Source organism: Streptomyces sp. NPDC021093 (assembly GCF_044333135.1).
Classification (GTDB): Bacteria; Actinomycetota; Actinomycetes; order Streptomycetales; family Streptomycetaceae; genus Streptomyces.
This window is the reverse complement of sequence record NZ_JBIRQJ010000005.1, coordinates 137,565-150,544: the sequence shown is the minus strand read 5'-3', so window position 1 is coordinate 150,544 and position 12,980 is coordinate 137,565. Positions and strand designations below refer to the sequence as shown.

Genomic DNA, 12,980 nt, shown 5'->3' with positions numbered 1-12,980 from the left:
GTAACTTACCGGCCGGTCGTGCGGGATAGCCTGCGGCCGGTGACCACTCCTCCCCCGCCCACCGCGCGCCCCACTCTCCCGGACGGTGTGCGGTTCGCCTTCGGCACCCTCACTGTCCTCCCGGTGCATGTCACGCGCTGGGACCGGGAGGCGGCGCGTACGGGCATGCTGTGCGCGCCTCTCGCGGGCGCGGTGGTGGGGCTGTGCGCGGCGGCGCTGGGCGTACTGCTGCTCCTGCTCGGCTCCGGGCCGCTGCTCGCCGCCGTGGCATCCGCCGCGGTGCCTGCCGTGCTCACCCGGGGACTGCACCTGGACGGGCTCGCGGACACCGCGGACGGGCTCGGCAGCGCCAAGCCGGCGGCGACCGCGCTCGACATCATGAAGCAGTCCGACATCGGTCCGTTCGGCGTCATCACCCTGCTGTTCTCGCTGCTCGCCCAGGTGGCCGTACTGGCCCAGCTGTACGCCGACGGGTGGGCGCACGGCGCGGTCGCGGCGCTGGTCTCGGGCGTCGCCGCCCGGCTGGCGCTCACCCTCGCGTCCCGTACGGGCGTGCCCGCGGCCCGGCCGGAGGGGCTGGGGGCGGCGGTGGCGGGAGTGGTTCCGGTACGCGCCGCCGTCGTGGCGGGGACCGTCACCACGGCGCTGTGCGCGGCGGCGGGCCTCGCCCTGGGCCCGTACGGCGCGGTGCACCACGCGGTGGCGGTGCTCGGGGCGCTCGGCGCGGCCCAGGTGCTCCTCGCCCACTGCGTACGGCGGTTCGGCGGGGTGACGGGGGACGTGTTCGGTGCTCTGGCGGAGACGGCGGCGACGGCGGCCCTGGTGGTGCTGGCGCTGGGGTAGCGGCTGTTGCGCCCGGCTCCCGCTCAGCCGCTCAGCACTCCCTGCGCCACGCCCCCAGTTCGTACTTCTTCAGCATCGAGCTGAGCTTCAGCCGACGTGCCTGTCCGCAGAAGTCCTCGGCCGGGATCTCGTACTCCACGTGGAAGACGGCCTTGCCCGCCTCGATGAACGGCGTCAGCTGCGCGCACTCGTCGAACTGGGCACACTGCTCGTTGACCGCGAAGTCGAAGTCCCCCACCAGCTCGGGGATCTGGTCGAGGTCGTTCTTCAGGCCGACGGCCATGCCCCGGTCGTGGGCGAGGCGGGCGATCAGCCGGTTGTAGCGGAGCTGGTCGGCGGCGGTGAGCGGGAACCCGGTCTCGTTGAGGTGGCCGTCCATGTTGTCCGGCTCGACGGCGTCGAAGCCCTTGTCCCGGCACATGTCCATGCGGGCGGCCATCAGGGGCTCCAGGACGTCGGTGCGGCGGACGTCCAGCCAGCGTTCGCCCTTCCAGCCGTTGCCCTTGCCGAGGACCTCCGTCGGGAAGCGGGCGGCGTCCGGGCGGAACTCCTCCCACGCCCCCGTCGACAGGTAGCAGACGACCTTGCGGCCCTTGGCGTGCAGCGCGGCGACGGTCTCGGCGGAGGTGGTGTGGGCGTCCACGTCGTACACCGGGACGTCGACGGAAAGGTCCAGTTTCCCGCTGAGCTGCCACTGCCAGGCGAGCCCGGGGCGCGGCTGCCAACGGGGGCCGGTGGGACGGGGCCCGGACTCGCTGGGCCCCGGAGCGGGTTCGGGGCCCGGCCGGGCGCACCCCGCCGTCAGGAACAGCGGCAAGGTCAGCAGCAGGGCCGCGGCACGCCTCATAGAGGCGCCGCCGCGCCCAGCCCCTGCGGCAGCGTCCCCCACGGGTGTTCCCCGCCGCCCGGCACCGCGCAGTGCACCGCCGCGCCCCGCCGCGCCGCGAGGAAGGCGATGTCCACGTCCGCCGGAGCCTCGTACACCAGGTGGCAGAACCGGTCCGCCGGGTAGCCGGCCGTCCAGGCCGGGGCCTCGGGCGCGTCCCGGTACGTCTCCCAGCTGCCCTCGAAGGTGACCAGCACGTCCGCCAGCCGGAGGTACGCGGGGTCGGGGTGCGTCCCGTGGTTCAGCACCAGGGAGCCGCTGCCCGCCGCCCGCGCCGCCACCGCCAGGCGCCGGTAGTGGGCGAAGGCGTCGGCACCGGAGGAGACCTGGTCGAGGAAGGCGCCGGAGGTGCCGTACCAGTCGCGGTACCGGAGCAGGTCGCCCACCACCTCGGCGTGCGGACGCCGGGCGTAGTCGGTGTCGACGTACCCGAGGGCGCGTACGCCCGCCGCACGCAGTCGCTCCGCGACCGCCGCGAACGCCGGGTCGGGCGAACTCCCGGACCCGCTGGCCGGGTTGAGGACCACCCCGTAGAGCCGCTCGGGCACGCGCAGGAGCGCCGCCCAGGCGTCGGGGCGCTCGGCGGGGTGTTCGTAGAACGGGACGAGCAGCTGTCTCACGTGTCGGTCCTCATCGCAGTGTCTCCGGCAGGGCCCCGCGGGGGACCCGGCAGAGGTCCCCGGCAGGGGGTTTCCGGCAGGCGGGTCACGGCCGGTGCGCCGTCGCCCTCCCCAGCAGTGCGCAGACGAGCGCGGCCAGCACCACCGCCGCGAGGCCGGGCACCGCCAGCGACGTCAGGGAGGTGGTCCCGCCCAGCACCACCAGTGTCTGTACGAGCGCCGCGGCTCCGCACACCGACGCCGCCGCGACGACCGCGCCGAACGCCTGGAGCAGCAGCCCCGTCCACATCAGTGTCCCGATGAGCAGCAGCCCCGCCGCACGCACCCCGTCGAACCCGCCCGCCTGCGGCCACAGCAAGGTGCCCGCCGCGGCGAGCCCCGCCAGCACCAGCAGGTATTGCCCGAGGCAGCGGGCCAGCGTCAGCACCGTGGCACGCCGGAACGCCGCCGGTGTGGTGGACTCCCGCAGCCCGGTCAGGCTGCCGCTGCGGAACCTGTGCAGCAGCCATTCCGCGGGACCCATGCTGAGGGTCAGGGCCACGGCCCCCGGTGCGGCCGCCGCCCCGGCCGCCCCGATCTCCCCCGTCATCCCGTCCGCCAGTACGTCGCCGAGCGCGACGTGCAGCACGAGGACGCCGGTGGCCAGGCCGAACACCCCGTACGGCACGGAGGCCGCCACCCGGGGTCCGCCGGGCCCCCGCACCCGGCCGCCGACGCCCCGCAGCAGCTCCGCCGCCGCCAGCGCGAGCACCGCCAGCGGCGACACCGCGAGGAGGGCGATGCGGGCCGGGTCGGGGAGGTCGTGCAGCAGGGCGAGGACGGCGCCCGCCGACATCGGGGCGAGCGCGGCGAGCAGCAGCCGCTCCCGGCCGAGGACGAGCAGGACGGTCGCCGCCCCCTGGTACAGCGCCTGTACGGAAGCGAAGGCGACGGCGCCGCCTTCGCCCGTACCGGCGACGGCGAGGGCGACCGCGGTGCCGAGCAGGGCCCCGAGCGGTGCCCCGGTGAGCAGTGCGCGGACGGCGGCGGGCCGGTCGCCGAGGCCGAGCCAGGTGTACGCGCGGTGGGCGAGCGCCTGGTTCCACGCCCAGCCGGTGAGGGCGCTGGCGAGCAGGACCGCGATCGGGGTGGTGCCCGTCGCGAGGGGCGCCACCAGGACGTACGCGAGTCCCGGCAGCGCGAACACCAGGCCGCGCAGCAGACACGGCAACAGGCTGACGTGCCAGGGGTCGCCGGGCGCGAGACCCGGTTCGGGATACGTCCGCGGTACGCGTGCGTAGAGGTCCTCGGCGAGCTCGAAGGAGTCGGCGCGGCCGTAGGTGAGCCGGATGTGGTCGTCGGTCATGCCGTCGGATTCGAGGATGGCGGCGATCTCGTCGGGGTGGACCGCGGCCTCTATGAGGTCGCGGAGCCGGTCGGCGAGTTCGTCCATCGGGTCGGCGGCGGCCGCCCAGCGGGGCCGGGGGCGCGGGATGGCGGGCAGGGTGTCCTGCCGGTCGTCGGGCGTCAGCCACATGGGGCCGCTCATGAAGTACCCCCGTAGAAGCGGCTCTTGAGGCTCTTGCGTGCGTCGAGCAGTTTCACCAGGTCGTCCCGTCCGCCGCCATCGCCCGCCAGGGGTCCGGCATGCGCAGCTGCACGGTCCACTCGCCGGACAGTTCGTCCGCGTCGTGGATCGGGTGGGCGAGCGGCGCGGGCACGCCGTCGAGCTCCTCATAGATGCGGCGGAAGCCCTCGACGGAGCGCCGCAGGGTGAACTGGTCGATGACCCGCTGCCGGGACCGCTCCCCCAGTTCGGCCCGGCGCGCGTTGTCCCGCAGCAGCTCCAGGGTGGCCCTGGCCATGGCCCCGGGCTCGCGCGGCGGCACGACCAGGCCGGTGTCGCCGACCGCCTCGCGCACTCCGCCGACGTCCGTGGAGACCGTCGTACGGCCGCAGGACATGGCCTCGATGATGCTGAAGGGGAAGCCCTCGCTGATGCTGGACAGCATCACGACGCTGCCCGATGCGTAGGCGCGCGCCACGTCCGAGACCCGCCCCTCGTAGGTGATGCCGTCGGTGACCCCGAGCTCGGCGGCGAGCTTCTCCAGCGTGGTCCTGTAATGCTCGCCGCCCTCGGGGACTCCGCCGAAGAGCCGCAGCCGCAGCGCCGGGATCTCGGCGCGGCAGATCGCGTAGGCCCGTACGAGTGTTTCCAGGTCCTTGATCGGGTCGATGCGGCCCGCCCAGCTGAGCGTGGGGATCTCGGGCTCGGGTCCCGCGTGCGGGAAGAGCTGGGGGTCGACGCCGTTGTAGACGGTGCGGATGCGGTCCGGGTCGGCGCCGCCGCGCTCCTCCCACCTGCGGTTGTACTGGTTGCAGGGGGTGATCAGGTCGGCCTCGCGGTAGCCCAGCGAGTTCAGCTCCCGGTAGAAGCCCAGGAGCAGGGCCTTCACGGGCCAGCGCTGCGCCGCGGAGCGGTAGCCCAGGTAGCGCTCGCGCAGGTAGATGCCGTGCTCGGTGAGCAGGAAGGGCGCGCCGTCGAAGTGCTTGGCGGCGAGCGCGGGCAGCGTGGCGAGCCCGCTGCTGACGGCGTGCGCGATGCTGCCGTCCGGCAGGCGGGCGGCGAGCGGGCGCAGCAGGTGGTCGAGGAGGTCGGTGGCTATGAGTGCGTCGTGCAGGGTGGGCCGGGCCCGCGATATGTCCAGGTGCGGCATGGTCCAGATCCACATCAGGGTGCGCAGTACGTCCTCGCTGCCCAGGGCCGCCGTGAGGCGTCCCTGCCGGGCGAGTTCGGCCAGGGCGTACAGCTCCTGGCCGAAGTCGCAGCCCGAATCGGGGTCGAGGATCGAGAGCAGGAAGCGTTCGCAGGTGGAGAGGAAGGCGCGCTTCTCGCGCCTTCTCGGCCGGGCGGCGCGCGAGGTGTCCGCCGGACCCCACAGCGGCACCACGGTGTGCTCGTAGACGTTGCGCGGCAGCTCCCAGGTGACGGGCTCGCGCCCGCTGCCCGTGAGGGACACGACATGGAATTCGACGTCGGGCATGCCGCGCACCAGTTGGTCGCACCAGGTGCTGACACCCCCTTGGACGTGCGGATAGGTGCCTTCGGTGAGCATGCTGACATGACGCCCACGGCTCATGTTCGTGTCCCCCCAGGACGAGTTGCCGATGGCAGTTGCGGTGGCCGCGCCCCCGAAGGGGCGCCCCTTACAGCGCGGTCGGCAGCTTGAGCGTGACCGCGGACTGGAGTGTCTCCGGCCCGGTCCACGCCGACCGCTGCCCCGCGTACGGCGTCCCGAACGCGGCGGTGCCGAGGAGCAGTTGCTTCTTCGTCCCCTCGGGGGCGGTGACGGGCGCGACGACGCCCGACGGTGCCTTGACGGTGACGGTGTCCCCGATGCGGTACGCGGTGACGGTGCCGGCGGCCAGGGCCTTGTCCCAGGCGGCGCGGCGGGTGAACTCGACGCCGACGTCGCGCTGGCGCGGGTTCACCACGGGCGCGCTGTCGGCGAACAGCGCCCGGTAGTCCGCCAGGGTCTTGTCGACGACCGGGTAGAGCAGCCGCTCCTCCGCCAGGTTCGACTGGTGGACGTAGTGCGGGCGCGGGTCGTTGCCGACGACGTGGCTCAGTGCCGTACGGGCCTCCTGCGGGACGATGTACGAGGCGAAGCCGGTGTTCACGTCGAGCGGTCCGGCCAGGCAGGTGGAGGCCGGGTTGTCCTCGCAGGCGCCGCTGCCGCCGTCGGCCCTGCTGGTGTAGAGCCAGTTGTACTCGTCGGTCATCTCGGCGGCGGTGCCGACGTTGTAGTACACGTTCATCGGGTGCCGGGGCACGGTCAGCGCCCCTGCCGTGCCGACGGCCCGCTGCTGCGGCTCGCGCGAGGCGTCGCTCGCGGTCCACTTCACGCCGTTGTCGGCGAGCGCGGGAGCCAGGTTCGGGTTGTCCACGGGCTGCTGCGGGGTGGTCCTCAGCCCGGAGTGCTCGCCGGTGACGAGTTCCGTCCGGTCGACGGAGATGCCCCGTGCGGTCGCCCACTTGTGGTTGTCGGAGATCTGCTTCGAGATCTCGGCGCGGCTCATCCAGAGCGTGTTGCCCGCCGTGTCGGTGGCGCACTTCCACGGCACGACCGTGTTGTCCTGCGTGCAGCCGAGGAAGGGGTGGGTGTACGTGTGGTTGATCCAGCGGTACTGGGCGCGGTCGGTCACCAGCTGCGCGGCCAGCGCGTCGGTGCCGCCGTTCTCGGCCTTCCACTCCTCGCCCGCCCCGGCGTTGTAGACCATGTCGAGCAGGAAGCCCCGTTCGCGCTGCCACTGGGCCGCGTACTGCGCGTCGGCCGCCGTCATCCGGACCGGTTTCTCCCCCTCACCTTCACCGCCCTTGCAGTCGAAGTCGCCCGGGGTGCAGTTGAGCTCGCTGTCCCAGCGAGCATCGGGGGCGAAGACGTCGTCGACGTGAACGGAGAAGTAGTTGCGGCTCTGCCCGAGGTGTACGCCCTGGGTCAGCCATTCGACGACACCGCGCGCCAGTACCCGGAACTGCCGCTGGTACTTGTTGTACGCGAAGGTGACGACCAGCTCGCGCCGTCCGTCGTGGGCGTACTCGCCGACCAGGCTGCCGCGCGTCGCGCCGGTCCCGGTGGGCATGTCGACGTAGCTGGTGAAACCGGTGCGGGGCCGGGCCGCGTACCCGTAACTCTCCATCACCGAGGGCGAGTTGTCCTCGAACTTCAGCGGCCCGTCGAGGTACCCGAAGGGCCCCGCCCGGCCCGCGGCGGTGACGGTGGCGTCGACGCCGTCCATCGGGCCCGCGTAGCCCTCCTGGTCGGTGTAGTCGAGGCCGACGCCCGGGTGCGCCCAGGTGTAGGCGTCGACCTGGCGGACGCCGAAGGTCTTCTCGTACGCGACGAGCGCGGCCGACTCGGGCGAATCCGCGCCGAACGGCGCCTCGTTGGGCAGCACCACACCCTGGAACTTGGCGCGCGGGCGGCCGGCGACGGTGTCACTGAGGAACGCCGCATTGATCACCGGGCGGCCTGCGGCCCCGAGCTTCACCGTGGTGAACGGCACGCCCGTACCGCGCAGTTCGTCGGTGACGGCCCCCACCGCTTCCCCGCCGTCGTCGACGACGAGAACCTTCAAATCGATGCGCGGCGCCTCCGCGGCGACCGCTCCGGTGGGCGACAGCGCCACCACCGCTCCCAGCAGACCGGCGGTCAGCAGAGCCGCCCCCGCTCTGCCCGCGCGCATCACGCCTGTCGTCCTGTCTCCGTACGCCATGGCGTACTCCCCTCCCCCTTGAAGGCCCCTCAATACCTCATCCTTGCGGACTCGCCACGGGAAACCTGTGGAAATCATGCAAAGCAATCCCCTGATCCCTTGCACGAACTACGGCGAGTGTGACGCATCGCTCACGCTCCGCGCCCCCGAAACCTCGGAGAGACACCACGGATGAGTGAACCGGTCACCGCCGTGATCGAAGTACCCAACCGCGCGTAGTCTCGACCGATAGGCGCACATACCCGCCATCACCAGGAACCCAGGAAGCGAGATTTCACCACCGTGACTGTTCTCACTCTCAGCACCTCCGGTGCCGCGACGCTGCGCGCCGACGCGCTCGTCATCGGTATCGCCAAGGGACCGAAGGGTCCCGTCGTCGCCGCCGGCGCGGAGGCCGTGGACAAGGCGTTCGACGGAAAGCTGGCTTCCGTCCTGGAGACCCTGGGCGCTTCCGGCGCCGAGGGTGAGGTCACCAAGCTCCCCGTCCTCTCCGGACTGAAGACCCCCCTCGTCCTGGCTGTCGGCATCGGCCCCGTCCCGGAGAAGGACGACGCGTACGCCGCCGAGTCCCTGCGCCGCGCGGCCGGCGCTGCCGCCCGCGCGCTGACCGGTACCAAGAAGGCCGGCTTCGCGCTTCCGGTGGAGTCCGTCGAGGACGCCGAGGCGATCGCCGAGGGCGCGCTGCTCGGCGCGTACAGCTTCACCGCCTACCAGGACCAGGCCGACAAGGCCGCGAAGAGCGACGCCAAGCAGCCGCTCGCCGAGATCGCCCTGCTGGGCACCAAGGCGCGCGACAAGGCCTTCAAGGCCGCCGCCGAGCGCGCCACCGCCGTCGCGGAGGAGATCAACCGCGCCCGCGACCTGGTGAACACCCCGCCGAACGACCTCTACCCCGAGTCGTTCGCCGCCGTGGCCCAGGCCGCCGCCAAGGAGCACGGCCTCAAGATCCAGATCCTTGACGAGAAGGCCCTGACCAAGGGTGGCTTCGGCGGCATCCTGGGCGTCGGCCAGGGCGCGGCCCACGGTCCGCGCCTGGTGAAGATCTCCTACACGCACGCCAAGGCGGAGAAGTCGCTCGCCTACATCGGCAAGGGCATCACCTACGACTCGGGCGGCATCTCGCTCAAGCCGGCCGGCCACAACGAGACGATGAAGTGCGACATGGCCGGCGCCGCCGCCGTGTTCGCCGCCGTCGTCGCGGTCGCCCGCCTCGGCCTCAAGGTCAACGTCACGGGCTGGCTGGCGCTCGCCGAGAACATGCCGTCCGGCACCGCCACCCGCCCCGGTGACGTGCTGCGGATGTACAGCGGCAAGACCGTCGAGGTCCTCAACACGGACGCCGAGGGCCGTCTGGTGCTGGCCGACGCGCTGACCCGCGCCTCGGAGGACAACCCGGACGCGATCGTCGACGTGGCGACGCTGACCGGCGCGATGATGGTCGCGCTCGGCTCGCGCACCTTCGGCATCATGGGCAACGACGAGTCCTTCCGCACCGCGATCCACGAGATCGCGGAGGAGGTCGGCGAGCAGTCCTGGCCGATGCCGATGCCGGCCGAGCTGCGCAAGGGCATGAACTCCGAGACCGCCGACATCGCCAACATCGGCGAGCGGATGGGCGGCGGCCTGGTCGCCGGTCTGTTCCTCCAGGAGTTCGTCGGCGAGGACATCGCCTGGGCGCACCTGGACATCGCGGGCCCGGCCTTCCACGAGTCGGCCCCGTTCGGCTACACGCCCAAGGGCGGCACCGGCTCGTCGATCCGCACGCTGGTGAAGCTGGCGGAGCGCACGGCCGACGGCGACCTGGGTTAGTCATTCATCCGTACGGCCCCGAGCCAACGTGCTCGGGGTCGTACGTGCGTGTTCGTACGGTTTCGCCCTAAACGAAATATTTGTACGTACGTACGCGCTGGTAACCCTTGAGAGCGGGGTCCGTCCCCGTCTCAGGACCCGGCCCGGCGTCCCGCCTTCCGTCAACAAGTGCGAAGATGGTTTACCGGCAGGACAGGGCCCCCACCACAGGGCCGAACAACAAGCGGCCGTACACCCCCGCCGCCCGGTCATCGATGACCGGCGACCGGCGCACATGCATGGAGGACGTGACGTGGCGAACGACGCCAGCACCGTTTTCGACCTAGTGATCCTCGGCGGTGGCAGTGGCGGCTACGCCGCGGCTCTGCGCGGAGCCCAGCTGGGCCTGGACGTCGCACTGATCGAGAAGAACAAGCTCGGCGGCACCTGCCTGCACAACGGCTGCATCCCGACGAAGGCCCTGCTGCACGCGGGCGAGATCGCCGACCAGGCGCGCGAGTCCGCGCAGTTCGGCGTGAAGGCGACCTTCGAGGGCATCGACATCGCGGGCGTGCACAAGTACAAGGACGAGGTCATCTCGGGCCTGTACAAGGGCCTGCAGGGCCTGGTCGCCTCCCGCAAGGTGACGTACATCGAGGGTGAGGGACGGCTCTCGTCCCCGACCTCCGTCGACGTGAACGGCCAGCGCGTCCAGGGCCGGCACGTGCTCCTGGCCACCGGCTCCGTTCCGAAGTCGCTGCCGGGCCTGGAGATCGACGGCAACCGCATCATCTCCTCGGACCACGCGCTCACCCTGGACCGCGTCCCGGAGTCGGCGATCATCCTGGGCGGCGGCGTCATCGGCGTCGAGTTCGCCTCGGCGTGGAAGTCCTTCGGTACGGACGTCACCGTCATCGAGGGCCTGAAGCACCTGGTCCCGGTCGAGGACGAGAACTCCTCGAAGCTCCTTGAGCGCGCGTTCCGCAAGCGCGGCATCAAGTTCAACCTGGGCACCTTCTTCCAGAGCGCCGAGTACACCGACAACGGCGTCAAGGTCACCCTGGCCGACGGCAAGACCTTCGAGGCGGAGGTGCTGCTGGTCGCGATCGGCCGCGGCCCGGTCTCGCAGGGCCTCGGCTACGAGGAGCAGGGTGTCGCGATGGACCGCGGCTACGTCCTCGTCGACGAGTACATGCGCACCAACGTCGAGTCGATCTCGGCCGTCGGCGACCTCGTCCCGACCCTCCAGCTCGCGCACGTCGGCTTCGCCGAGGGCATGCTGGTGGCGGAGCGTCTCGCCGGTCTCAAGACCGTGCCGATCGACTACGACGGCGTGCCGAAGGTGACGTACTGCCACCCCGAGGTCGCCTCCGTCGGTATCACCGAGGCCAAGGCCAAGGAGATCTACGGTGCGGACAAGGTAGTCGCTCTGAAGTACAACCTGGCCGGCAACGGCAAGAGCAAGATCCTGAAGACCGCGGGCGAGATCAAGCTCGTCCAGGTCAAGGACGGTGCCGTGGTCGGCGTCCACATGGTCGGTGACCGGATGGGCGAGCAGGTCGGCGAAGCGCAGCTCATTTACAACTGGGAGGCCCTGCCGGCCGAGGTCGCGCAGCTCATCCACGCGCACCCGACGCAGAACGAGGCGCTCGGCGAGGCCCACCTGGCCCTGGCCGGCAAGCCGCTTCACTCCCACGACTAATACGTTGGTCCGGGCGCGACGACCACTTCCGCACCACATTTCCGTTAGGAGCAACTGAAACCATGTCGGTTTCCGTAACCCTGCCGGCGCTCGGCGAGAGCGTCACCGAGGGCACTGTCACCCGCTGGCTCAAGGCCGAGGGCGAGCGCGTCGAGGCCGACGAGCCGTTGCTTGAGGTCTCGACCGACAAGGTCGACACCGAGATCCCGGCCCCGGCCGCGGGCATCCTGGCCTCCATCAAGGTCGCCGAGGACGAGACCGTCGAGATCGGCGCCGAGCTCGCGATCATCGACGACGGCTCCGGCGCTCCGGCTGCCGCTGCCGCCCCCGCCGCTGAGGCTCCGGCCGCCGCGGCTCCCGTTGCCGAGGCGCCCGCCGCTCCGGCTCCGGTCGCCGAGGCGCCCGCCGCCCCGGCAGCGGCTCCGGCCGCCGGCTCCGCCGAAGGCACCGACGTCACCCTTCCGGCGCTCGGCGAGAGCGTCACCGAGGGCACCGTCACCCGCTGGCTGAAGGAGGTCGGCGAGGAGGTCACCGAGGACGAGCCGCTGCTCGAGGTCTCGACCGACAAGGTCGACACCGAGATCCCGGCCCCCGTCTCCGGCGTTCTCCTGGAGATCGTCGTCGCCGAGGACGAGTCCGCCGAGGTCGGCGCGAAGCTCGCCGTCATCGGTGCCAAGGGTGCTGCCCCGGCCGCGGCCGCTCCGGCTCCGGCCGCTGCCCCGGCTCCGGTCCAGGCCGCACCCGCCGCTGCCGCCCCGGCTCCGGCCGCTCCGGCTCCGGCTCCCGCCGCCCCGGCTGCTCCGGCACCGGTCCAGGCCGCGCCCGCCGCTGCCGCTCCGGCTCCGGCCGCCCCGGCTGCTCCGGCCGCGCCCGCTCCCGCCGCCGTCAAGGCCCCGGCTCCGGCCGCGACCTCCGGCGACGACGGTGCGTACGTGACCCCGCTGGTCCGCAAGCTCGCCGCCGAGAACGGCGTCGACCTGGGCCAGGTCAAGGGCACCGGCGTCGGCGGTCGCATCCGCAAGCAGGACGTCGTGGCTGCCGCCGAGGCCGCCAAGGCCCCGGCTCCGGCCGCCGCTGCCGCCCCGGCCGCGTCCTCGAAGGCTCCGGCCCTTGAGGTCTCGCCGCTGCGCGGTCAGACGGTCAAGATGACCCGCATGCGCAAGGTCATCGGCGACAACATGATGAAGGCCCTGCACTCGCAGGCCCAGCTCACCTCGGTCGTCGAGGTGGACATCACCAAGCTGATGAAGCTGCGCGCCGCCGCGAAGGACTCCTTCGCCGCCCGCGAGGGCGTCAAGCTGTCCCCGATGCCGTTCTTCGTGAAGGCAGCGGCCCAGGCGCTGAAGGCCTACCCGGTCGTCAACGCCCGGATCAACGAGGACGAGGGCACGATCACCTACTTCGACACCGAGAACATCGGTATCGCGGTGGACGCCGAAAAGGGTCTGATGACCCCGGTCATCAAGGGTGCGGGCGACCTCAACCTCGCCGGTATCTCCAAGAAGACCGCCGAGCTGGCCGGCAAGGCCCGCTCCGGCAAGATCAGCCCGGACGAGATGTCCGGTGCGACCTTCACCATCAGCAACACCGGCTCGCGCGGTGCGCTGTTCGACACGGTCATCGTGCCGCCGAACCAGGTCGCCATCCTGGGCATCGGTGCCACCGTCAAGCGTCCCGTGGTCATCAACCACCCGGACCTGGGCGAGACCATCGCGATCCGCGACATGACGTACCTGGCTCTCTCCTACGACCACCGCCTGGTGGACGGCGCCGACGCGGCCCGTTACCTGACGGCCGTCAAGGCGATCCTGGAGGCCGGCGAGTTCGAGGTCGAGCTCGGCCTGTAACGTGGCGGCCCCGCGAGGGGCCGAGGTTCGCAACGAGG

At 71.9% G+C, this 12,980-nt stretch carries 9 protein-coding genes; 4 read left to right on the top strand and 5 right to left on the bottom strand.

Going from position 1 to position 12,980, the window contains the following annotated elements; all coding sequences use genetic code 11:
• Positions 1–39 precede the first annotated feature (39 nt).
• A complete protein-coding gene (locus tag ACH4SP_RS16740) occupies positions 40–843 on the top strand; it encodes an adenosylcobinamide-GDP ribazoletransferase (RefSeq protein WP_398415411.1) in 804 nt (267 codons plus the stop codon).
• Positions 844–874: 31 nt separating this feature from the next.
• Here the strand turns inward: ACH4SP_RS16740 and ACH4SP_RS16735 are convergent, their stop codons facing one another.
• The 5 genes from ACH4SP_RS16735 to ACH4SP_RS16715 form a co-directional block, all read right to left on the bottom strand.
• Positions 875–1,690 carry an endo alpha-1,4 polygalactosaminidase gene (locus ACH4SP_RS16735; RefSeq protein WP_398415409.1) on the bottom strand — a complete coding sequence of 272 codons (816 nt, stop codon included), beginning with the start codon at positions 1,688–1,690 and terminating at the stop codon, positions 875–877.
• Positions 1,687–2,349, bottom strand: a complete 663-nt coding sequence (locus ACH4SP_RS16730) for a spherulation-specific family 4 protein (protein WP_398415407.1) — start codon at positions 2,347–2,349, stop codon at positions 1,687–1,689. Before ACH4SP_RS16730 ends, ACH4SP_RS16735 begins: the two co-directional genes overlap by 4 nt.
• Before the next feature lie 85 nt (positions 2,350–2,434).
• The gene (locus tag ACH4SP_RS16725; RefSeq protein WP_398415405.1) at positions 2,435–3,877 is read right to left on the bottom strand and encodes a hypothetical protein; all 1,443 of its coding nucleotides are present in this window, start codon (positions 3,875–3,877) and stop codon (positions 2,435–2,437) included.
• Between the two features lie 52 nt (positions 3,878–3,929).
• Positions 3,930–5,468, bottom strand: coding sequence for a GT4 family glycosyltransferase PelF (gene pelF, locus ACH4SP_RS16720; protein WP_398415403.1), 1,539 nt, complete (start codon positions 5,466–5,468; stop codon positions 3,930–3,932).
• 67 nt (positions 5,469–5,535) lie between these two features.
• A complete protein-coding gene (locus ACH4SP_RS16715) occupies positions 5,536–7,605 on the bottom strand; it encodes a hypothetical protein (protein ID WP_398415401.1) in 2,070 nt (689 codons plus the stop codon).
• Positions 7,606–7,887: 282 nt separating this feature from the next.
• On the opposite strand from ACH4SP_RS16715, the gene ACH4SP_RS16710 reads away from it, so the two are divergent.
• The 3 genes from ACH4SP_RS16710 to sucB all read left to right on the top strand — a co-directional run bounded on the left by ACH4SP_RS16710 (position 7,888) and on the right by sucB (position 12,942).
• Complete coding sequence (locus tag ACH4SP_RS16710; protein WP_398415399.1) at positions 7,888–9,414, top strand: leucyl aminopeptidase; 1,527 nt, start codon at positions 7,888–7,890, stop codon at positions 9,412–9,414.
• Between the two features lie 292 nt (positions 9,415–9,706).
• Entirely contained in the window at positions 9,707–11,095 is a 1,389-nt protein-coding gene (gene lpdA, locus ACH4SP_RS16705; RefSeq protein WP_398415397.1) for a dihydrolipoyl dehydrogenase, read from the top strand.
• Between the two features lie 62 nt (positions 11,096–11,157).
• Positions 11,158–12,942 (top strand): 2-oxoglutarate dehydrogenase, E2 component, dihydrolipoamide succinyltransferase, encoded by a 1,785-nt coding sequence (gene sucB, locus ACH4SP_RS16700; RefSeq protein ID WP_398415396.1) that lies wholly within the window; start codon positions 11,158–11,160, stop codon positions 12,940–12,942.
• Positions 12,943–12,980 lie beyond the last annotated feature (38 nt).